This window comes from Nonomuraea sp. NPDC003707, assembly GCF_053587055.1.
In genome coordinates this window covers 78,722-100,034 of sequence record NZ_JBSFNK010000018.1, presented here as the reverse complement: position 1 = coordinate 100,034, position 21,313 = coordinate 78,722, and the positions used below count along the sequence as shown (strand labels likewise).

Genomic DNA, 21,313 nt, shown 5'->3' with positions numbered 1-21,313 from the left:
CTGTGGCATGCACATCATCTACCGCCGCTGCGAGGTACTCGACCTCACGACGAAGCTGGGAGGGACGACCAGGCGCTCGTACGCGGTGGGCCCGGCGTCGATCTGGCGCAGCAGCACCTCGATGCAGTGCCTGCCCACCACGTCGAAGTCCTGCCTGACCGTGGTGAGCGGCGGCGAGAAGAACTCCGACTCGGGGATGTCGTCGAAGCCCACCACGCTGATCTGGTCGGGCACCCGCACGCCCGCCTCGCTGAGCGCGCGCAGCACGCCGAGCGCCATCTGGTCGTTGCCGGCGAACACGGCCGTGACGCCCTCCATCGCCGCCAGGCTCTTGCCGGCCTCGTAACCCGCGCGCGGGCTCCAGTCACCGGCCAGCGGCTCGGGCACCGGACGGCCCGCCTCCTCCAGGGCCGCGCGCCAGCCCTCGATCCGGCCCTCGGTCTCCAGCCAGTCGGGGGCGCCGCTGACATGCCAGACGGTCTCGTGACCCAGCTCAAGGAGATGGCGGGTGGCGAGCCTGGCGCCCTGGACCTGATCGATGCAGACCACCGACACGTCGGCGGCGTGAGTGCCCTCGACCGCGACCGCCGGCATGCCGCTCGGCAGGTTCTCCAGTGCGCGCCCGGCCGAGCGCTGCGGCGCGACCACCACGACCCCGTCCACGCCCTGCTCGGCGAGGTAGTCGATGGCGTCGCGCACGCTGGTCGCGTCGATGGACTTCAGGCTGACGATGCTCACGAAGTAGCCCGCGGTCCTGGCCGCCTGCTCGATGCCGTAGATCGTGCTGGCCGGGCCGTACAGCGTGGTGTCGAAGCTCACCACGCCGAGCGTCCTCGACCGCTTGGTGACCAGGGCGCGGGCGACCAGGTTACGTCGGTAGCCCAGCCGGGTGATCGCCTCCTCCACCCGGGCGCGGGTGTCCGCCCGGACGTTCGGGTGGTCGTTGAGCACCCGGGAGACCGTCTGGTGCGACACGCCCGCCTCCTTGGCCACATCGGCCATGACCGGCAGGCGGCGCTTGGGGGTCGTCACGGTCTCTCCTTTCGCTGGGCTCAGGGGATCTTAGCTAACGCGCGGCACCTGCCCTGCGCTTGGTCCACACGTCGAACGCGACGGCCGCCAGGAGGACCGCTCCCTTGACGAGCATGACCCGCTCGCTGGGCGAGCCGATCAGGGACATGCCGTTGTTGATGACCGCCATGATCAGACCGCCGGTGATGGCGCCGACCACCTTGCCGACACCGCCCTGGACGGCCGCGCCGCCGATGAAGGCCGCGGCGATGGCGTCCAGCTCGAAGCTGTTACCGGCGGTGGGACCCGCCTGGTTGAGCCGGCCGGCGAAGATGATGCCGGCGATGGCCGACAGCACGCCCATGTTGACGAAGATCCAGAAGACCACCGACTTGACCTTCACGCCGGACATGACGGCCGCCTGGAGGTTGCCGCCGATGGCGTAGATCTGCCGGCCGAAGACCGTGCGGTTGGCCATCAGCGAGTAGCCGAGCACGAGCACCGCCAGCAGCACCAGCACCCACGGGAGGTTCTTGAAGCGGGCGAGCTGCACGACCAGGAAGAGGATCAGCGCGGCCCCCGCCGCCAGCTTCAGCACGAACAGCGCCATCGGCTCCACGGCCTGCCCGTAGCCCTGGCGCGCGTTGCGGGTGCGCCACTGGGAGACCGCCATGCCGGCGATGGCCACGACGCCGATCAGCAGGCTGAACAGGTCGGCGCCACCGAGCGGGCCGAGGCCGATGTTGCCGAGGTAGCCGTTGGTGAAGCCGTTGGCCAGCGTGCGGACCTGGTCGGGGAACGGGCCGATGCCCTGGTTGCCCAGCACGGTCAGGGTCAGCGCCCTGAACAGCAGCATGCCGGCCAGCGTCACGATGAACGCCGGGATGCCGAAGTACGCGATCCAGTAGCCCTGCCAGGCCCCGATCAGCGCCCCGGCCACCAGCGTGACGAGCAGGGCCAGCGGCCAGGGCCAGCCCATGTTCACCATGAGCACGGCCGCCAGCGCTCCCGTGACCGCCACCACCGAGCCGACCGACAGGTCGATGTGCCCGGCGATGATGATCAGGATCATGCCGATCGCGAGGATCAGGACGTAGGAGTTCTGGACGATGATGTTGGAGATGTTCTGCGGCGTGAGCATCGCGCCGTCGGTCAGCACCGAGAACAGCACGACGATCAGCGCGAAGGCGATGTAGATGCCGCTGGATCGCAGGTTGAGCGACACTCCGCCGAGCGACACCCTGCCCGGCTGCCGTGGAGCTCCTCCGTCGCCCTTGGCGCCGACCTCCACGTCGGTGGGCGTGATGCTACTCATTTTTCCTGTCCCTTGGTCATCAGGTACATGAGGTGTTCCTGGGTGGCCTCCTGGCGCGGCACCTCGCCGGTGATCCGGCCCTCGGAGAGGGTGTAGACGCGGTCGCACAGACCGAGCAGCTCGGGCAGCTCAGAGGAGATCACGAGCACGGCCTTGCCCTGGTCGGCCAGCCGGTTGATGATCGTGTAGATCTCGTACTTGGCGCCGACGTCGATGCCTCTGGTGGGCTCGTCGAGGATGAGCACGTCCGGCTCGGTCAGGATCCACTTGGAGAGCACGACCTTCTGCTGGTTGCCGCCGCTCAGCTTGCCCACGATGCTGTTGACCGTGGGCGCCTTGATGTTCATGCTCTTGTGGAACTGCTCGGCGACCTTGTACTCCTCGTTCTCGTTGACCCAGCCGCGCTTGGACAGCCCGGTGAGCCCGGCCGCCGAGATGTTGCGCTTGATGTCCTCGATGAGGTTGAGGCCGTACCGCTTGCGGTCCTCGGTGGCGTAGGCGATGCCGTGCTTGATCGCGTCCTGCACGTTGCGGAGCTCGATCGGCTTGCCGTCCTTGAAGATCTTGCCGGAGATGTGCACCCCGTACGCGCGCCCGAACACGCTCATCGCCAGCTCGGTGCGCCCGGCGCCCATCAGCCCCGCGAGGCCGACGATCTCGCCCCGGCGCAGCGTGAGGGCGGCGCCGTCGACCACCTTCCGGCCCGGCTGGCTGGGGCTGTAGACCGTCCAGTCCTCGATGCGCAGCACCTCGTCGCCGATGGTCGGCTCGTGCGGCGGGAAGCGGTTGTCGAGCGCCCGGCCGACCATGCCGGCGATGATGCGGTCCTCGGTGACGTCGTCGGTGGCCATGTCGAGGGTCTCGATCGTCTGCCCGTCGCGGATGATCGTGACGGAGTCGGCGATGGCGGTGACCTCGTTCAGCTTGTGAGAGATGATCACGCAGGTGATGCCCTCGTCCCGCAGACCGCGCAGCAGGTCGAGCAGGTGGGCCGAGTCGTCGTCGTTGAGGGCGGCGGTCGGCTCGTCGAGGATGAGCAGCTTCACCTCCTTCGAGAGCGCCTTGGCGATCTCGACGAGCTGCTGCTTGCCCACGCCGATGTCGGCGATCGGCGTCGTCGGGTTCTCACGCAGGCCGACCCGCTTCATCAGCTCGCCGGCCTCGTAGTTGGTGCGGTTCCAGTCGATGAAGCCGCGCTTGGCGCGCTCGTTGCCGAGGAAGATGTTCTCGGCGATCGACAGCTGCGGGCTGAGCGCCAGCTCCTGGTGGATGATGACGATGCCGGCGTGCTCGCTGTCGCGGATGCCGCCGAACTCGACCGTCCTGCCCTCGAAGGTGATCTCGCCCTCGTACTCGCCGTGCGGGTAGACCCCGGAAAGCACCTTCATCAGCGTCGACTTGCCGGCGCCGTTCTCGCCGCAGATGGCGTGGATCTCGCCCCGCCGGACGGACAGGTTGACGTTCTGCAGCGCCTTGACGCCGGGGAAGGTCTTGGTGATCCCGCTCATCCGCAAGATGTGCTCGGTCATATTTCCCTCGCTCAGAGAGGAAGCCCCGGGGACCCCTGGGGTCCCCGGGGCTCTGGCCCTTACTTGAGCTGGTCCTCGGTGTAGTAGTTGCCGCCGATGATGACTTCCTTGTAGTTGCTCTTGTCCACGATCACCGGGTCGAGCAGGTACGACGGGACGACCTTGTTGCCGTTGTCGTAGTCCTTCTCGTTGTTGACCTCGGGCTTCTGGCCCTTGAGCACGGAGTCGGCCATCTTCACCGTCTGCTCGGCGAGCTTGCGGGTGTCCTTGAAGATGGTGGAGTACTGCTCACCGGCGATGATCGACTTCACCGACGCGAGCTCGGCGTCCTGGCCGGTCACGATCGGGTACGGCTGGCCGCTGGTGCCGTAGCCGGAGCTCTTGAGCGCCGACAGGATGCCGATCGACAGACCGTCGTACGGCGACAGCACGCCGTCCACCTTCTTGCCGCCGTAGGTCTTGGTGAGGATGTCCTCCATGCGCTTCTGCGCCGTGGCGGGGTCCCACCGCAGGATGGCGGCCTGCTTGAAGTCGGTCTGACCGCTCGCGATCTTCAGGGTGCCGTCGTCGATCTTCGGCTTGAGCACCGACATGGCGCCGTTCCAGAAGAACGTGGCGTTGTTGTCGTCGGGCGAGCCGCCGAACAGCTCGACGTTGAACGGGCCCTTCTTGCCGTCCTCGACGCCGAGGCCCTTGAGCAGCGAGGTCGCCTGCTGCACGCCGACCTTGAAGTTGTCGAAGGTGGCGTAGTAGTCGACGTTCGGGCTGTTGCGGATCAGACGGTCATAGGCGATGACCGGGATCTTGTTGTCGGCGGCCTGCTGGAGCTGGGAGGTGATGGCGGTGCCGTCGATCGAGGCGATGATCAGGAGCTTGGCGCCCTTGGTGATCTGGTTCTCGATCTGGTTGGCCTGCGTCGGGATGTCGTTCTCCGCGTACTGGAGGTCGACCTTGTAGCCCAGCTTCTCCAGCTGCTGCTTGACGTTGTCGCCGTCGTGGATCCAGCGCTCCGACGACTTCGTGGGCATGGTGACGCCGATCAGGGCGCCCCCGCTTCCGGCGGAGGCCGAGGCGGAAGCCTGGGCGTCGACGGTCTTCGTGCTCGACCCGCAGGCCGTCATCGTCGCGGCGAGCGCGATGACGGATACCACGCCCCCGATTCGTCCCAACCTCATGTCATCTCCTTGCGATGGGGGTCCGGCAGCGCTGGACGCGGCGGCTGCCGGTAGAGCGAGGAATTCGATTACAGAAAGTAACGAATCAGAACATAATTCTCGTTCGCTTCCGCCGATTGTTATCGCTAACAACGCTCGTGTCAACGGGCGCGCATAACCTACCGGAAACTTTCAGGTAACTTTCACCGCAGGTCAGCGCCTCGCACGGGCCGAAAACAGGCGCTGCAGCAAGATGAAGACGAAGAGCAACATTCCGATGAAGATCTTGGTCCACCATGAGGACAGTGTCCCCTCGAAACTGATGATCGTCTGGATCAGGCCCAGCACGAGCACCCCGAGGACGGTGCCCAGCAGGAAGCCGCTGCCGCCGGTCAGCAGGGTGCCGCCGATGACGACCGCCGCGATCGCGTCCAGCTCCATGCCCACGGCGTGCAGCCCGTAGCCGGAGAGCATGTAGAACGACAGCAGCACGCCGCCCAGCGCCGAGCAGAACCCGCTGATCGTGTAGACCGCGATCTTCGTCCGGCCCACGGGCAGCCCCATCAGCAGCGCGGACTGCTCGCTGCCGCCGGTCGCGTACACCGCGCGGCCGAGCCGGGTGTAGTGCAGCACGTACGCCGCCACCAGCACCACCACCACGGCGACGATCACACTGGGTGATATCCACATGTCGGCGAACAGGTCGATCCTCGCCTGCGCGAACGCCGTGAAGGTGGGATCGTTGATCGGGATCGAGTCCGTGCCGATCGTGTAACACAGCCCCCGCGCCAGGAACATGCCCGCCAGCGTCACGATGAACGGCTGGATGTCGAAGGCGTGCACGATGTACCCCATCACCAGCCCCAGCCCCGACCCGATGACCAGCACCAGCGGGATGACCAGGTACGGCGGCCACCCCGGCCCCGCCATGAGGCTGGCCGAGATCATCGTGGACAGCGCCACCACCGACCCCACCGACAGGTCGATGCCCCCGGTCAGGATCACGAACGTCATCCCGACGGCCACCACCAGCAGGAAGGCGTTGTCGATGAAGACGTTGAGCACCACCTGCCCGCTGGCGAACCCCTCGTAGCGGATCCCGCCGACCACGAACATGGCCAGGAACAGGCACCCGGTCACGAGGACCGGCAAATACTTGGCGGGCACGCTCGCCCGCCCGATCGTCAGCGTGCTCATGTGGTCACTCGCACCTTCTCCTCGGCCACCGGACCGGCGGGCGCGGCGCGGCCGCGTCTGCGGAACGCCTTCTCACGGAAGGACGGGGACTGGATGAGGCAGACCGCCGTCACGACCAGCGCCTTGAACAGCAGCGTGGTCTCCGGTGGCACGCCGATCGAGTAGATCGTCGTGGTCAGGGTCTGGATGATCAGCGCGCCCAGCACGGTGCCGCCGAGCGAGAACCGGCCGCCGGACAGCGACGTGCCGCCGATCACGACGGCCAGGATGGCGTCCAGCTCGATCCACAGGCCGGCGTTGTTGCCGTCGGCGCTGGAGACGTTCGAGCTGATCATCAGCCCGGCCACGCCCGCGCACAGCGCGGCGAACGCGTACACCATGATGATGATCCCGCGCGCCCTGATGCCCGCCAGCCGGCTGGCCTCGGCGTTGCCGCCGACCGACTCGATCAGCATGCCCAGCGCAAGCCGCCGGGTGAGGAACGCGGTGATCGCCAGCACGCCGAGCACGATGATGATGCCGAACGGCACGGTCAGCCAGTAGCCGCCGCCGATCACCTTGTACGCCGGGCTGTTGACGGTGATGATCTGCCCGTCGGTGATGAGCTGGGCCAGGCCGCGCCCGGCCACCATGAGGATGAGCGTGGCGATGATCGGCTGGATGCCGACGGTCGCGACCAGGAACCCGTTCCAGGCGCCCAGCACCAGGCAGAGCCCGAGCGCGGCCGCCACGGCGGTGACCAGGCTCGCGTCCTCGCTGATCTGCAGGCAGGCCAGCGCCCCCGAGATCGCCACCACCGAGCCCACCGACAGGTCGATGCCGCCGGTGGCGATGACCAGCGTCATCCCGAGCGAGACCAGGATCAGCGGGGCGCCGAAGCGCAGGATGTCGATCAGGCTCCCGTACAGGTGGCCTTCCCTGACCTGGATCGAGAAGAAGCTGGGCGTGAAGAACACGTTCAGCGCCAGCAGCAGTACGAGGACCACCACCGGCCAGAGCAGCCGCCTCATGAGGTCCGGCCTCCGCTCGCGATCGTTTCCATGAGCACGTCCGTCGTGAGCTCGTCGTCGTTGGGCAGCTCGGCCACCAGCCGCCGGTCGCGCAGCACCTCGACCTTGTGGCTGAGCCGCAGCACCTCCTCCAGCTCCGCCGAGATGAACAGCACCGCCATGCCGCCGTCGGACAGCTCGGCCACCAGGCGCTGGATCTCGGTCTTCGCCCCGACGTCGATGCCCCGGGTGGGCTCGTCCAGGATGAGCAGGCGCGGCTCGAGGATGAGCCATCTGGCCAGCACGACCTTCTGCTGGTTGCCGCCGCTGAGGTTGCGTACGAGGTGCTCGGGGTTGGGCGGGTTGATCTTCAGGGCCTTGACGTACCTGCCGACCAGCTCGTCCTGCTGCTCGCGCGGCACCGGCCTGGTCCAGCCCCTGGTCGCCTGGAGGGCGAGGATGATGTTCTCGCGCACGGTCAGGTCGGGGATGAGGCCGTCGGCCTTGCGGTTCTCGGAGCAGAACGCGATCTTGTGGTTCATGGCCGCGCGGGGCGTGCGCAACGACGCCGGGGTCCCGCCGACCGCGAGCTCGCCCGTGCCCGCGTGGTCGGCGCCGAACAGCAGCCGCGCGATCTCCGTACGGCCGGAGCCGAGCAGCCCGGCCAGGCCCACCACCTCGCCCTCGTGGATCGTGAGCGTGAACGGCTCGATGGCTCCCGGCCGGCCCAGCTCGCGCGCCTCGACCAGCGGCCGGTCGAAGACCTTGGCCTCACCGTGCAGCCGTTCCAGCGCGGCCAGCTCCTGGCCGATCATCTTGGCGACCAGCTCGACCTGCGGGAGCCGATCGGTGAGGTACTCGCCGACGAGCCTGCCGTTGCGCAGGATCGTCATGCGGTCCGAGATCTCGTAGATCTGGTCGAGGAAGTGGGAGACGAAGAGGATGGCGATGCCCTCCTCCTTCAGCCGCCTCATCACCCGGAAGAGCTGCTCGACCTCGTCGGCGTCCAGGCTGGAGGTGGGCTCGTCCAGGATGAGCACCCTCGCCTCGATGTCGATCGCCCGCGCGATGGCCACCATCTGCTGGACGGCCAGCGAGTACGTCGACAGCGGCGCCGACACGTCCACGCTCAGCTCCAGCCGGGACAGCAGCTCGGCGGCCCTGGTGCGCATCCGTTTCCAGTCGATACGGCCCCTTTTCCGGGGCTCGCGGCCGATGAAGATGTTCTCGGCCACCGAGAGGTTCGTGCAGAGGTTGACCTCCTGGTAGACCGTGCTGATGCCGGCCTGCTGCGCCTCCAGGGGGCTGCCGAACGCGACGGGCGCACCGCCCAGCTCGATGGTGCCCGCGTCGGCGGGGTGGACGCCGGTGAGCACCTTGATCAGGGTGGACTTGCCCGCGCCGTTCTCTCCCATGAGCGCGTGCACCTCGCCCGGTAGCAGCCGCAGGTCGACGCCGTCCAGGGCCTTCACGCCAGGGAACTGCTTGCCGATCCCGCTCATCGTCAGGACCGGCGCGGGTGTGACCATGTCTCTCCTCATATGGCAGGAAAACCGCCGCCTTGCCTCGTCACTACGCCTCCCTTACGCCCCGGTCCAGGGCCCGGGGCGCCGAGAAGGACGGCCGCGCCCCGCGCACTCCGGCCGGCGGGAGCACCCAGACCCCGGCCGGAGTACGGAGGCGCGGCCGGAAGGCGGGTCAGTACTGGCGGGAGGAGAGGACCTGCTTGGCCTGCTCCTGCGTGAACGTGGTCTCCTCGGTCACCACGCGGGCCGGCACCTGCTCACCCTTGATGACCTTCTTGGCCAGGTCCATGAGCTGCGGGCCGAGCAGCGGCGAGCACTCGACGATGTAGTTGATCTTCCCGTCGGCGAGCGCCTGCATGCCGTCCTTGACGGCGTCCACGGTGATGATCTTGATGTCCTTGCCGGGCACCTTGCCCGCGCCCTCGATGGCCTCGATCGCGCCCAGGCCCATGTCGTCGTTGTGGGCGTAGAGGACGTCGATGTCCGGGTTCGACTTCAGGAAGGCCTCCATGACCTCCTTGCCCTTGGCCCTGGTGAAGTCACCGGTCTGCGAGGCGATGATCTTGAACTTGGGATCGGCCCCGATGACCCCCTGGAAGCCGGACTTGCGGTCGTTGGCCGGGGCCGAGCCCGTCGTGCCCTGCAGCTCGACGATGTTCACCGGGTCCTTGGCGTCCTTGTACTCGTTCACCAGCCACTGGCCGGCCTTCTTGCCCTCCTCGACGAAGTCCGAGCCGAGGAAGGTCTTGTAGAGGGAGGTGTCCTTGGAGTCCACGGCGCGGTCGGTCAGGATGACCGGGATCTTCGCGTCCTTCGCCTCCTTGAGCACCGTGTCCCAGCCGGACTCCACCACCGGCGAGAAGGCGATGATGTCCACCTTCTGCTGGATGTAGGAGCGGATGGCCTTGATCTGGTTCTCCTGCTTCTGCTGGGCGTCGGAGAACTTGAGCGTGATGCCCGCGGTCTTGGCCGAGTCCTGCACGGACTTGGTGTTCGCGGTACGCCACCCGCTCTCCGCGCCCACCTGGGAGAAGCCCATGGTGATCGAGCCGCCGCCACCGCCGCCACCGCTGCCGCACGCGGTCATCGACATCGCGGTCAAACCGGCGAGAACCAGGGCCGAGATCCTCTTTAACACGTGGGGGGTCCCTTCTGATGTTCGCGCTAACATCCCAGAGCGGGACGCCGGCGCCTTCCTGCCTTGCGGTACGGCGCACGCACCAGCCGCGCTGGTCCCCGAGGGCGTCGCCGACGCCTACCTTTTCGATGCGCTGAGGATGCTGACGAGCGTCTTGAAGTGCTTGGTGAGCTCGCCCCGACTGTGAACGTTAACAACCGGTCTCGTCAAGGGGCCGCCTGATTACGGTCGGATCACACGGACTGGGCCTTGACGAGGGTCTGGGCCAGTCCTTAACTTGTCGCGGATCGCCGTTGTTAACGCTCACTTGCCTTGTTAACGCTAACAACCTTGAGGAGCCCCCCGCTCATGACGCGAATCGCCTTATCCGCCCTGCTCCTGGCGGCCTCGCTGGTGGCGCCACCGCCGGTGACCGCGGCGGCCTCGCTTGCCGAGCCCATCCCGGACGGCGCCGTGGTCGACCAATTCGACGGCACCACGCTCGGCGAGGACTGGACGGTGTTGTCACCGGACAGCTCCCGCTGGTCGCTGTCGGGCGGCGCGCTGCGCGTGGAGAGCCTGACCGGCGACACGTACCAGGGCACCAACACCGCCAGGAACCTCTTCCTCGTGGACGTCCCCGCCGGCGACTTCGAGGTGGTCACCAAGCTGAGCGCCCCGGTCGCGCTGGACTACCAGAGCGCGGGCCTGCTGGCCTGGCAGGACTGGGACAACTACGTACGCGCCGGGCTCGCCCACGTCGGGTCCGCGGGCGGGCCGGTGATCGAGACGGACACCGAGGTCGGGGCCTCGTTCAACGCGAGCTTCGCGGCCCGGCCCGGCTACGACGGTCAGCGGTGCCCCGCCGCAACTCCCGGCGACGTACGAACCGGAAGGTCAAGGACTTCATCCGAAGCGCGGCGCGGGAGAACTGGTCGTTCAGGACCGGGCGAAGCAGGCCCGCGCTACTTTCGAAAACACTATGGAAAACTTCGGTGACGCTAGGTAATATTCGCGGTGAGTGATGACCATGTGACAGGAGGTGCGTAATGGTGATCCGCCGCTCCACCACCAACAAGCAGGACCTGCCGCCGGTGGTGCAACCGCAGCTCGCCGCCGCCCCGGCCCAGGAGCCTGGCCCGGACAAGCGGCGGTTCGGGCACCGCGCCCGGCTGGCGCTGACACCCGCCCAGGCCCGCCTCATCGACGACCAGGCGCACGCGGCCCGTGCATTGTGGAACCTGCTGCACGACTGGTGGACGATGCTGGCCAGACACCAGCGCACGCTGGGCGCGGCAGACGCTGCGGTCCGGCAGGCCCGCCAGGACATCGATTGGCTCGCCGTGCTGCCTGCCCAGGCCGCGCAGGCCGTCCTCAAGACGTACTTCCAGGCGTGGAAGAACTGCTGGCAGGGCCGGGCCGCGGCGCCGGCCTTCAAGGCCCGCTTCCGATCGGTGATGTCGGTGGACATCCCGCAGGGCCGGGACCTGCAGGTCGCGCGGGCGCACCGGCGCTGGGGCATGGTCAATATTCCCAAGGTCGGCCGGGTCCGGTTCCGCTGGACCAAGGACCTGCCCGTCGGCAAGAAGGCCGATGTCGGCAACCGGATCACCGGTGCCCGGCTGGTCAAGGACGCGCTCGGCTGGCACATCGCCTTCCGTATCCAGACCATCGCCCCCAGGCCCGAGCCCCACCAGGGGCCGGACGTCGGCATCGACGCCGGTGTGGCAGTGCCGCTGGCCCTGTCGGATGGCAACCATCACACCCACGAGAAATGGAAGGCCACCAAGGACAAGCCGAACGCCTGGCTGACCGACAAGGAACAGGCCACGCTGCTCGCTCTGGAGCGGCGGGCGGCCCACCGCAAGAGCTTCCGTAACCCGGGCGAGCGCACCTCGCGCCGGCTGCGGGCCACCTACGACCAGATCGCGCGCCTGCGTGCAAGAGCCAAGCGCCGGACGATCGACTGGCAGCACCAGACCACCACCGAGATCGCCCGCACCTACGGCGTCATCGTGGTGGAAGACCTGCCCATCGCGAATATGACCAAGAGCGCCAAGGGCACCGTCGAGAACCCGGGGACGAACGTCGCGCAAAAGACCGGCCTGAACCGTTCCATCAGCCAGGAGGCCTGGGGCCGCACCGTGACGTTGCTGATGTACAAGGCTGCACGCTATGGCGGCGCGCTGCACAAGGTTCCCGCTCCGGGCACTTCTCTGCGCTGCTCGGCCTGCGGGTTCACCGCCCCGGGCAGCCGGGAGAGCCAGGCCGTGTTCGTGTGCAAGAACCCGGGCTGCGGCTGGTCCGGCAATGCCGACCACAATGCCGCCCGGAACACCTTGCATCTGTATCGGATGGGCCTTGCGCTCGTCCCGGCTGCCGGGAGGGCAGTCGTCAGGCGCGCTCGCCGCGTCAAGCCCGCCGCCGCAAGGTAGGAGGGAATCTCCTCCGTTCACCTCACGGAGGAGAGCACTTCAACAGGTGGTGTCCAGGGACGGACGGACAAAGTCGTCAACGCGCAGGACACCGCCGTGCGCAGCAGCGTGGACCTGGGCCCGGCGCGGTTCCGGCCGGTCGCCACGGTGACCACGCTGACGGGCTCGCCGTCCGACACGAACTCCCTGTCCGAGCCGGAACGGGTGGCGCCGGTGGAGCGGCAGGTGCACGGCTTCTCCTCGGCCTTCACCTACGACTTCCCCGCGCACTCGGTGACGTTCGTACGGCTGACCGAGCGATGACGGCGCGGGCGGGCCTCCTCCTGGAGGCCCGCCCGGCGGCTACGCGACGACCCGGTAGTGCGTGGTCATCCGGCCCGTGTCGTCGAGCACGTGGAACGCGATCGCCGGCGGGAGGTCGTAGTCCGCGCAGTTGGCGAACGTCGTGCCGCCCTCCCACGGCAGCTTCAGCGTGGACACGACGCCGGGGGCGGCCAGCAGCGGGCGGCCGGCGAAGGTGGTGGCGGCGCCCGTGTGGGCGTGGCCGACCAGCACGGCGGGCACGTTCGGATGCCGGCCGAGCAGCTCTTCCAGTGGCTCGGACCGGTGCAGCCTGATGCCGTCGACCACCTGGCTGTGCAGCAGGGTGGGCGGGTGGTGGAAGGCCACGAACACCGGCCGGTCCGCGCCCGCGAGCACGTCGTCCAGCCAGGCCAGCGTCTCGTCGTCCAGGTGGCCCGAGTCCTCGCCGGCGATGGAGGAGTCGCACATGGCGTAGACGGCCCTGTCCGTGCGCAGGACCTGGTTGATCGGGCCCGCGCCGCCGCTCCGGTCGCCCAGCAGGACGCGGCGGAACTGCTCCCGCACGTCGTGGTTGCCCGGGCCGACCAGGACGGGGTGGCGGGACGAGAGCAGCTTGCGCGCCTCCTCGTACTCCTCGGGGAGGCCGTGGTCGGCGATGTCGCCGGTGACGAGCACGGCGTCGAGGTCGGCGGAGAGGTCGGCGGGGAGCGCGTCGAGGTAGCGCATGACGGAGGTGGCGCGGTCGACGCTCTGGGGCGTCGCGCCGATGTGGATGTCGCTCAGGTGAGCGATCACGATCATGTTGACGTCGTCCTTCCGGGTTCTGCCTGCTCACCTACCGTAGGCCCGGGTACCGGACCATGCGTAAGATCCGGTTCCGTGCGGAAAGATTGGGCCGGTTTCGGAGTGGACCTGCATCTGGAGGTCTCCACCGGCGGCGGGCGGCGGCGCGGGCTGGAGGAGGCGCTGCGGCAGGCGGTCCGGGACGGGCGACTGCCGCGCGGCACGCGGCTGCCTTCGACGCGGTCTCTGGCGGTGGAGCTGGGGCTGTCGCGCGGCACGGTGAGCGCGGCCTACGACCAGCTCGTCGCCGAGGGCTACCTGGCCACCCGCCCGGGCTCGGCCACCGAGGTGGCCGACGTGTCCCCCACCACGCCGTCCCGTTCAGAACCGCCGTCCGAGCCCTCCCCGAGGCCGGGCCACAACCTGCGGCCGACGTCCGAGCCCTCCCCCGGGCCGGGGTATGACCTGCGGCTGCCGGCCGGACCCCCCGCGGCGCCGCTCCATGACCTGCGGCCCGGGCAGCCCGACGTGTCGGCGTTTCCGGCGCGGGCGTGGCTGCGGGCCACCCGGCACGTGCTCTCCACCGCACCCGCCGAGGTCCTCGGCCCGTGCGACCCGCGCGGCCGGATCGAGCTGCGGGCGGCGCTGGCCGGCTACCTCGCCAGGACGCGCGGGGTGATCACCACGCCGGACCTGATCGTGGTCACGACGGGGTTCGTCCAGGCGCTCAACCTGCTCGTCCAGGTGATCGACGGCCCGATCGCCACGGAGGAGCCGGGGCACGACTTCTACCGCGAGGTGCTGCGCCGTGCCGGGCGCGAGACCGTACCGCTGCCCGTGGACGGGCTGGGCGCCCAGGTGGACACCCTCACCGGCGCCACCGCGGCGGCCGTCGTCACGCCCGCGCACCAGTACCCCACGGGCGTGCCCCTGCACCCCGCCCGCCGCCGCGCGCTGCGCGAGTGGGGCGGGCTCGTCGTGGAGGACGACTACGACGGGGAGTTCCGCTACGACCGGCAGCCGGTCGGCGCGTTCCAGGGGACCGCGCCCGATCGGGTCGTGTACGTCGGCACCACCTCCGAATCCCTCGCCCCGGCCCTGCGCCTGGGCTGGATGGCGGTGCCGCCCTCCTTGATCGGCCCCGTGGCCGAGGCCAAGCTGCACACCGACACCCACACCGAGGTGCTCGGCCAGCTCGTGCTGGCGAGGCTGATCGAGACCCACGACTACGACCGCCACATCCGCGCCGCCCGCCTGCGCTACCGCCGCCGCCGCGAGCTGCTGCTCGCCCGGCTCGGCCCCGGGCCCGGCCAGCCGCTGCCCGGCGTCGCCCTGCCCGGGGTGGCCGCGGGGCTGCGCGCGCTCCTCCTGCTCCCGGAGGAGGGTCCCGCCGAAGGGGACCTGCTGGCCGAGTGCGAGCGCAGGGGCATCGCGCTGCGCGCCGCCTCCCCGCTCTGGCGCGGCGACGGCCCCGGCGGCCTGCTCATCGGGTACGCCGCCGCGTCCGAACGCACCTACCCGCACGCCCTCGAAGCCCTGGCCCGAGTACTCGCCGGAACCTGACGGCGGCCCCGTCCGTTGTCAGGGTGAGCGCAGGAACGGCGAAGGAGGGACATGGGCTGGCACTACCGCAAGACCATCAAGGTGGGCCCGTTCCGGATCAACCTGTCACGTCGCGGCGTCGGCCACAGCTACAGCAACCGCCGCTTCCACGTCACGACCACTCCCGACGGCCGCCGCCACATCTCCGTGCACCTGCCCGGCGGCTTCCACCTCGGCAAGTCGTTCGGCGGCCGGCGCCACCGCGGACATTACTGACCCAAGGCGGTCGATCGACCGCTCGACATAGACGGGCCGGTGGCGGCAAAGCCACCGGCCCGTCCCCTTTCCCGACGCCCGCCAGGCGATCAGAGTGGGCGGATGAGCGGTCACATGAGCCCCGAGGAGTTCCGCCGCCACGGCAGGCAGGTCGTCGACTGGATCGCGGACTATCTCGCCGGCATCGAGTCCCATCCCGTGATGTCCCAGGTGAGACCGGGGGACATCCGCAGCGCGCTGCCGTCCGCGGCCCCCGAGCACGGCGAGCCGTTCGAGGCCGTGCTGTCGGACCTGGGGCGGATCCTGCTGCCCGGCATCACGCACTGGCAGCATCCCGGCTTCTTCGCCTACTTCCCCTCCAACGCCAGCGGCCCGGCCATCCTGGGCGACCTGCTGTCCGGCGGGCTCGGCGTGCAGGGCATGCTCTGGGTGACCAGCCCGGCGTGCACGGAGCTGGAGACGGTGGTGGTCGACTGGCTGGCCGGGCTGCTCGGCCTGCCGGAGCATTTCCGTACGGACCGGGCGGGCGGCGGCGTCATCCAGGACTCGGCGTCGAGCGCCTGCCTGGTCGCGCTGCTGGCCGCGCTGCACCGGGCGAGCGGCGGCCGGGTCGCCTCCGACGGCGTCACCCGGAGGTACACGATCTACGTGTCGTCCCAGACGCACTCGTCGCTGGAGCGGGCGGCCCGGATCACGGGGCTGGGGGCGGCCGGCGTACGGGTGGTGGACGTCGATCCCCGTACGCTGGCCATGGACCCCTGCCACCTGCGGGCCCTGCTGGACCAGGACGAAGCGGACGGCGCCGTGCCGGTCATGGTGTGCGCCACCGTCGGCACCACCTCCACCACCGCCGTCGACCCGGTGCCCGCGATCGGCGAGCTGTGCCGCGAACGCGGGATCTGGCTGCACGTGGACGCGGCCTACGCCGGGGTCGCGGCGATCTGCCCCGAGCTCCGGTGGCTGAACGAGGGCGTGACCGAGTACGCCGACTCCTACTCCACGAACCCACACAAATGGCTGCTGACCAACTTCGACTGCACCGTGCTCTGGACGGCCGACCGCGCCCCGCTGCTCGACGCGCTGTCGGTCATGCCCGAGTTCCTCAGGAACCCCGCCACCGCGACCGGCTCCGTCGTCGACTACCGGGACTGGCAGGTGCCGCTGGGCCGGCGCTTCAGGGCGTTGAAGCTGTGGTCGGTGATCCGCTGGTACGGGGCCGAGGGGCTGCGCGCGCACATTCGCGAGGGGGTGGCGCTGGCGCAGGAGCTGGCGTCGTGGATCTCCGCGGACCCGGGCTTCGAGGTGCACGAGCCGCATCCGCTCGGGCTCGTGTGCTTCCGCCCGGTGTGGCCGGGCCTGGCGGCGGACGAGGCGGACCGGGCCACGATGCGGCTGCTGGAGCTGCTCAACGCCGGCGGGTCCATGTACATGACGCACACCAGGATCGATGACCGGGTGGTGCTGCGGATGGCCATCGGCGGCGTGGCGACGGAACGGCGGCACGTGGAGCAGGCGTGGGAGCAGATCCGGTGGGAGCACGCGGCCCTGTCGGCCACGCTCCCCTGACGGCTCAGGCCCGCACAGCTCAGGCCCGCACAGCTCAGACGCGGTAGCGCTCCACGAGCTCGGACCCGATCCTGGCCAGCTGGACCCTGACCTCCTCCGGCTCCACGACCTCCACCGTCGCGCCCCATCCGGCCAGCTGCTCGGCGATCGACAACGCCATGGGCGCCGCCACGCGTGCCCTGACCCGCCCGTCCTCCTCGACGCGTTCGACCTCGCAGTGGCGCCCGAACTGGTGGCGCAGCACCGGCAGGAACCGCTCGGCGATGAGCACGGTCGCGGACAGCAGCGAGCGCCGCCGCTCCATCTCGTCCACGACCTTCCCCCACGCCTCCGACAGCACGAACCCCTCCGGCCGCTCGAAGGTCAGCTCCGTCACCTCGGCCTCGGCGATCCGGTCCACCCGGAACGTGCGCTGCCCGGCCTCGGTGCCGGCGATCAGGTACCAGACGTCGTCCTTGTCCACCAGGCCCCAGGGGTCGACGAGCCGGTGCGTACGTTCGCCGGAGCGGCCCTCGTACCCGAGCCTGACCTTGCGGCGTCTTACGGTGGCGCTCTGCAGGACCCGCACCGGCTCGGGCCGGTCGGGGTCGCGCTCGCCCCAGCCGGTGGGGTCGATCACCACGGCGTCGGCGGCGGCCTCGGCGTCGTCCCTGAACGTCTGGGGCAGGGCCCGCACCAGCTTGCGCAGCGCGGACTTGACCTCGGGTGTGGCGGACGCGGCCGGGCCGGCCAGCAGGAACAGCGCCTCGGCCTCGTTGGCGGTGAGGCCGCTGAGGTCGGTCCTGGCGCCGCCCAGCAGGGACCAGCCACCCCCGCGCCCGGCCTGCGGATATACCGGCACGCCCGCCGCGGACAGCGCCTCGAGGTCCCGGCGCGCGGTGGCCACGGACACTTCCAGCTCCGCGGCCAGCTCGGCCGCGGTCACCCGGCCGCGCGACTGCATGAGCAGCAGGACGGCCACAAGTCGATCGGCTCGCATGGCTGGAAATTCTCCTCCGTAAAGTGCTCATTGGATGAGCACTTTAACCGGAAGAATCATAGACATCACCCGGAAGGAAGGACCACAGATGCTCCGCGGATTCGCCACGATCAGCTTCTACGCAGCCGACCTCGAGGCGGCCAAGGCCTGGTACACCGAGCTGCTCGGTATCGAGCCCTACTACCAGGTGCCGGGCTACATCGAGTTCCGCGTCGGCGACCACCAGCACGAGCTGGGCATCATCGACGCCCGCTACGCCCCGGCGGGCGCGACCGACGGGCCCGCGGGCTCGATCACGTACTGGCACGTGGACGACCTGGAGGTCGCCCTCGACCGGCTCGTCGCCCTGGGGGCCAAGGAGCACCAGGGGATCAGGCAGCACGGCGAGGGGTTCGTCACCGCGTCCGTGATCGACCCGTTCGGCAACATCCTCGGCGTCATGTACAACCAGCACTACCTGGACGTGCTCGCCAAGTGACGGGGCCGCTCAGGAGTTGTCGACCTTCAGCCCGAAGGCCGACAGCCCCTGCTCGTGGTGCTCGATCAGGCCCATCCGCCGGTAGAAGGCATGGTTGGCGACCCCTTCTGGGGTGGACTCGTGGTCGGTGGTCAGCACGAAGTAGCGGCAGTGCGCGTACCGCTCCTTCAGCCGCTCCAGCAGCAGCCGGCCGATCCCCTGACCGTGGAATCTCCTGTTGACGAGCAGTTCCTGCACGTAGCAGACCATCTCGTCGTCGGACACCGTCCGGGCCAGGCCGAGCAGCCGCCCGTCCGCGTCCCTGGCGACGAGGACGAGATGCGAGTTCACCAGGCTCCGGCACACCTTGGCGATGTCGCGGGTCCAGGGCTGCCAGCCGATCGAGTCGTACAGCTCGAAGATCTCGGCCTCGTCGAACGACGTCTCCTGAGCGATGCTCACCACTTATGGGACTCCCCTGCATAAAGTCGACGCTTTCCAGCCTATTCGGGCCGCCGGATTCGGGAGAGTGTGGTTAGTTTCAGGATCCGTTCATCGGGCTGACGGTGAAAGGCCTGGTCGGCGCACAGGGGGCGGAATCAGATCTTGCGGCATCCGGGCAGGCGCTCGTTACAATCGCCCAGCCGCGAAGGAGAAGCCGTGCGAACTGTGCGTGTGACCGTAGTCCTGGCCGCGTTGACGGGCGCCCTGGTGCTGCCCGGCGTCGCGAGCGCGACCCCCTTGTCCGGCGCCATCGCCAAGGTGCACACCGCCGGACGCGTCAAGGCCGGCGGGGACTCCCTTCAGTACAGCTGGCCCGGCGTCTACTTCGAGGGCCGCTTCCGCGGCACCGGCGTCGGGATCGTCCTCGACGACTCCGACAACGACTACGAGGTCGAGGTCGACGGCTCGACCGTCGCCACCCTGGTGACCCCGGGCCGGACCACGTACTGGGTCAACGGCCTGACCCGGGGCGTGCACCGCGTGCGGCTGGTCAAACGCACCGAGAGCCCGTGGGCCACGAGCGCCTTCGGCGGCTTCGTCGCCGCCCCGGGCGGCGCGATCCTCGGCAGGCCCGCCGCGCGCCACCGGCAGATCGAGTTCATCGGCGACTCCTACACCGTCGGCTACGGCAACCGCTCCGACAGCCGCGACTGCACCACCGACAAAGTCGCCCGCACCACCGACGCGAACCTCAGCTTCGGCGCCCTCACCGCGCGCCGCCTGAACGCCGACTACCAGCTCAACGCCTTCTCCGGCCGCGGCATGGTACGCAACTACAACGGCAGCGACCCCGGCACCGACTACCGCACCTACTACGACCGGGCCCTGCTGAACGTCGCCGGCGACGTCTGGCAGAACCCGGGCACCTGGCGCCCCCAGCTGGTCGTGATCGGCCTGGGCATCAACGACTTCTCCACCGCCATCAACCCGGGCGAACCGTGGACGCCGGACACTCTGGCCGCTGCTTATCGCACCGCTTACCAGGGCTTCCTCGACAAGCTCCGGTCACGGTACGGCCCCCGCACGACCATCGTGGTCAGCGCCACATACATGTCCAACACCACCGTGTTCGCCGAGATCGCGCGGCAGATCGTCCAGGAGCGCAACGGCAGGGGCGACGACCGGATCCGTTACTGGTACTACAGCGAATCCGGCCTCGACTACCTCGGCTGCCACTGGCACCCGTCCGTCCACGACCACCGGATCATCGCCGACCGCCTCGGCGAGTTCATCGCCACCCTCCCGCTGCGCTGGTAGCTCAAGCCCCTAGTCGACGGCGGTGAGCCCTTCGGCGATCTTGATCAGCTCGCGGTCGACGGCCTTGGCGTCGCGGAATTTCTTCACGTACACCGGGCTGAACATGATCTCGGCCCTCCGCTGCTCGCCCATGTTCAGGAAGAGCGTGGGGGTGCCCTTCATGCCGTCCTCGCCGACCCCTTCGACGATCAGGTACCCGGTCCGGTCGCCGACGGTCACCTCCTCGCCCTCCCCCTCGTCGCGGTGCACCTGCACGCGGTCGTCGACCTCCTGGACGGTCTTGCCCTCGTACACGTAGATCTGGACGCAGTAGAAGCCGGTCTTGTCGCCGTCGTAGTTCCACGAGGTCGTGTAGCTCTCGCCGAAGTCCAGCGACCAGTTGGACCACCGCAGCCCGTCGGGCAGGTAACCCACCCTGACGTGCTTGAACGCCTTTCCGTCGCCCAGGTCCCCGAGGTTCGGGGGCTCGGACCGCACTGGCGGGGTGTCGTCGATGGCCGGCGGACCCAGCGTCTCGGAGGCGGATGGATCCGGCGTCTCGGAGACGACGGACGTCTGCACGGCGCCCGGGGCCGCCGTCAGGTAGAGGGGCACCGCCGCGGCCACGGCCAGCGACGTGGCCGCCGTCGCGATCCGGCCGCGGATCCGCTTCCGCCGCGAGGACCGGACGACCCGCTCCACGAGGTCGGGCGCGGCGTGCAGTCGCGCGGCCTCCTCCGCCATGATCTGGCGGAGCTGGTCCTCAAGCATGGGCATTCCCGATCACTCCTTCCACGGCTTCCTCGCCGAGTGCCGTCCGCAGCTTGGCCATCGCCTTCGACGCCTGACTCTTCACCGTGCCGAGCGTGCAGCCGAGCACCTCCGCGGTCTGCGTCTCGCTGAGGTCCTCCCAGTACCGCAGGACGACCACCGCGCGCTGCCGGGGAGGCAGGCCGCGCAGCGCGTCCATGAGCACGTGACGCAGGTCGACGTCGGTCGAGCGCGCCGCTCTCTCCGGCGGCACGCGCATCGGGATGATGTGCAGGATCGCCCGGCGCCGGGCCCGGCTGATGGCGGTGTTGATGATGACGCGGCGCACATAAGGCTCGACGGTGTCGCGCCGCACCCGGTCCCAGTTCTTGTACGTACGCTCCAGCGCCGTCTGCAGCAGGTCCTCCGCCTCCGCCTCGTCTCCGCAGGCGAGATAGGCGACCCGCAACAGGGTCGTGGCCCTTGCGGCCACGAACGCGCCGAAGTCATGCTCCGCGCCGCTCACGGCTGTCTGTCCAGTTTCACGCCTCCTAATACGCCTCGGCCGCTCCAAACAGTTGCCAGGCGCCCGCGGGCAACCTTGCCCGACGCCCGGGCGTATTTGAGGACATCGAACCGGATTT

General features: G+C 69.3%; 21 protein-coding genes. 8 read left to right on the top strand and 13 right to left on the bottom strand.

Features of this window, described 5'->3' with window-relative positions; translation table 11 throughout:
- Positions 1 to 18 precede the first annotated feature (18 nt).
- The 8 genes from ACWDRB_RS37920 to ACWDRB_RS37885 form a co-directional block, all read right to left on the bottom strand.
- On the bottom strand, positions 19 to 1,002 hold the full coding sequence (locus tag ACWDRB_RS37920; protein WP_449902311.1) for a LacI family DNA-binding transcriptional regulator: 984 nt from the start codon (positions 1,000 to 1,002) through the stop codon (positions 19 to 21).
- 64 nt (positions 1,003 to 1,066) lie between these two features.
- Positions 1,067 to 2,326, bottom strand: a complete 1,260-nt coding sequence (gene mmsB / locus ACWDRB_RS37915) for a multiple monosaccharide ABC transporter permease (protein ID WP_449902056.1) — start codon at positions 2,324 to 2,326, stop codon at positions 1,067 to 1,069.
- Positions 2,323 to 3,855, bottom strand: a complete 1,533-nt coding sequence (gene mmsA, locus ACWDRB_RS37910; RefSeq protein ID WP_449902054.1) for a multiple monosaccharide ABC transporter ATP-binding protein — start codon at positions 3,853 to 3,855, stop codon at positions 2,323 to 2,325. Before mmsA ends, mmsB begins: the two co-directional genes overlap by 4 nt.
- 59 nt (positions 3,856 to 3,914) lie before the next feature.
- Positions 3,915 to 5,030 (bottom strand): multiple monosaccharide ABC transporter substrate-binding protein, encoded by a 1,116-nt coding sequence (gene chvE, locus ACWDRB_RS37905; protein WP_363966434.1) that lies wholly within the window; start codon positions 5,028 to 5,030, stop codon positions 3,915 to 3,917.
- Between the two features lie 192 nt (positions 5,031 to 5,222).
- Positions 5,223 to 6,206 (bottom strand): galactofuranose ABC transporter, permease protein YjfF, encoded by a 984-nt coding sequence (yjfF, locus tag ACWDRB_RS37900; protein ID WP_350741728.1) that lies wholly within the window; start codon positions 6,204 to 6,206, stop codon positions 5,223 to 5,225.
- Positions 6,203 to 7,216 (bottom strand): ABC transporter permease, encoded by a 1,014-nt coding sequence (locus ACWDRB_RS37895; protein WP_449902050.1) that lies wholly within the window; start codon positions 7,214 to 7,216, stop codon positions 6,203 to 6,205. The genes yjfF and ACWDRB_RS37895 overlap by 4 nt, the downstream gene beginning before the upstream one ends.
- Positions 7,213 to 8,724 (bottom strand): sugar ABC transporter ATP-binding protein, encoded by a 1,512-nt coding sequence (locus ACWDRB_RS37890; protein ID WP_449902048.1) that lies wholly within the window; start codon positions 8,722 to 8,724, stop codon positions 7,213 to 7,215. The genes ACWDRB_RS37895 and ACWDRB_RS37890 overlap by 4 nt, the downstream gene beginning before the upstream one ends.
- 169 nt (positions 8,725 to 8,893) lie before the next feature.
- Positions 8,894 to 9,859: an ABC transporter substrate-binding protein gene (locus ACWDRB_RS37885; RefSeq protein ID WP_449902045.1), complete on the bottom strand. Its 966-nt coding sequence runs from the start codon at positions 9,857 to 9,859 to the stop codon at positions 8,894 to 8,896.
- 348 nt (positions 9,860 to 10,207) lie between these two features.
- Here ACWDRB_RS37885 and ACWDRB_RS37880 point away from each other — a divergent pair, with 348 nt between their 5' ends.
- Genes ACWDRB_RS37880 through ACWDRB_RS37870 form a run of 3 tightly spaced genes read left to right on the top strand, consistent with a single transcriptional unit; the run spans position 10,208 to position 12,576 of the window.
- Entirely contained in the window at positions 10,208 to 10,837 is a 630-nt protein-coding gene (locus ACWDRB_RS37880) for a beta-xylosidase family glycoside hydrolase (RefSeq protein ID WP_449902043.1), read from the top strand.
- Positions 10,838 to 10,887: 50 nt separating this feature from the next.
- Positions 10,888 to 12,273 carry an RNA-guided endonuclease InsQ/TnpB family protein gene (locus ACWDRB_RS37875; RefSeq protein ID WP_449902041.1) on the top strand — a complete coding sequence of 462 codons (1,386 nt, stop codon included), beginning with the start codon at positions 10,888 to 10,890 and terminating at the stop codon, positions 12,271 to 12,273.
- A 6-nt stretch (positions 12,274 to 12,279) separates the two neighbouring features.
- A complete protein-coding gene (locus ACWDRB_RS37870) occupies positions 12,280 to 12,576 on the top strand; it encodes an alpha-L-arabinofuranosidase C-terminal domain-containing protein (RefSeq protein ID WP_449902308.1) in 297 nt (98 codons plus the stop codon).
- Between the two features lie 39 nt (positions 12,577 to 12,615).
- On the opposite strand, the gene ACWDRB_RS37865 is transcribed toward ACWDRB_RS37870, so the two are convergent.
- Positions 12,616 to 13,377, bottom strand: a complete 762-nt coding sequence (locus ACWDRB_RS37865) for a metallophosphoesterase (protein WP_449902039.1) — start codon at positions 13,375 to 13,377, stop codon at positions 12,616 to 12,618.
- A 78-nt stretch (positions 13,378 to 13,455) separates the two neighbouring features.
- On the opposite strand from ACWDRB_RS37865, the gene pdxR reads away from it, so the two are divergent.
- The 3 genes from pdxR to ACWDRB_RS37850 all read left to right on the top strand — a co-directional run bounded on the left by pdxR (position 13,456) and on the right by ACWDRB_RS37850 (position 16,743).
- Positions 13,456 to 14,922: a MocR-like pyridoxine biosynthesis transcription factor PdxR gene (gene pdxR, locus ACWDRB_RS37860; RefSeq protein WP_449902037.1), complete on the top strand. Its 1,467-nt coding sequence runs from the start codon at positions 13,456 to 13,458 to the stop codon at positions 14,920 to 14,922.
- A gap of 51 nt (positions 14,923 to 14,973) precedes the next feature.
- A complete protein-coding gene (locus tag ACWDRB_RS37855) occupies positions 14,974 to 15,177 on the top strand; it encodes a DUF4236 domain-containing protein (protein ID WP_449902034.1) in 204 nt (67 codons plus the stop codon).
- A gap of 102 nt (positions 15,178 to 15,279) precedes the next feature.
- The gene (locus ACWDRB_RS37850) at positions 15,280 to 16,743 is read left to right on the top strand and encodes a pyridoxal-dependent decarboxylase (protein WP_449902032.1); all 1,464 of its coding nucleotides are present in this window, start codon (positions 15,280 to 15,282) and stop codon (positions 16,741 to 16,743) included.
- A 34-nt stretch (positions 16,744 to 16,777) separates the two neighbouring features.
- Here the strand turns inward: ACWDRB_RS37850 and ACWDRB_RS37845 are convergent, their stop codons facing one another.
- Positions 16,778 to 17,722 (bottom strand): helix-turn-helix transcriptional regulator, encoded by a 945-nt coding sequence (locus ACWDRB_RS37845; RefSeq protein WP_449902030.1) that lies wholly within the window; start codon positions 17,720 to 17,722, stop codon positions 16,778 to 16,780.
- Between the two features lie 88 nt (positions 17,723 to 17,810).
- Here ACWDRB_RS37845 and ACWDRB_RS37840 point away from each other — a divergent pair, with 88 nt between their 5' ends.
- Entirely contained in the window at positions 17,811 to 18,200 is a 390-nt protein-coding gene (locus tag ACWDRB_RS37840) for a VOC family protein (RefSeq protein ID WP_449902028.1), read from the top strand.
- Between the two features lie 9 nt (positions 18,201 to 18,209).
- Here the strand turns inward: ACWDRB_RS37840 and ACWDRB_RS37835 are convergent, their stop codons facing one another.
- Positions 18,210 to 18,644, bottom strand: coding sequence for a GNAT family N-acetyltransferase (locus ACWDRB_RS37835; protein ID WP_449902025.1), 435 nt, complete (start codon positions 18,642 to 18,644; stop codon positions 18,210 to 18,212).
- Positions 18,645 to 18,839: 195 nt separating this feature from the next.
- Between ACWDRB_RS37835 and ACWDRB_RS37830 the strand changes: the two genes are divergently transcribed.
- Positions 18,840 to 19,940 (top strand): SGNH/GDSL hydrolase family protein, encoded by a 1,101-nt coding sequence (locus ACWDRB_RS37830; protein ID WP_449902023.1) that lies wholly within the window; start codon positions 18,840 to 18,842, stop codon positions 19,938 to 19,940.
- 9 nt (positions 19,941 to 19,949) lie between these two features.
- On the opposite strand, the gene ACWDRB_RS37825 is transcribed toward ACWDRB_RS37830, so the two are convergent.
- Entirely contained in the window at positions 19,950 to 20,696 is a 747-nt protein-coding gene (locus tag ACWDRB_RS37825) for a hypothetical protein (protein ID WP_449902021.1), read from the bottom strand.
- Positions 20,683 to 21,195, bottom strand: coding sequence for a SigE family RNA polymerase sigma factor (locus tag ACWDRB_RS37820; protein WP_350740591.1), 513 nt, complete (start codon positions 21,193 to 21,195; stop codon positions 20,683 to 20,685). Before ACWDRB_RS37820 ends, ACWDRB_RS37825 begins: the two co-directional genes overlap by 14 nt.
- Positions 21,196 to 21,313: the final 118 nt, after the last annotated feature.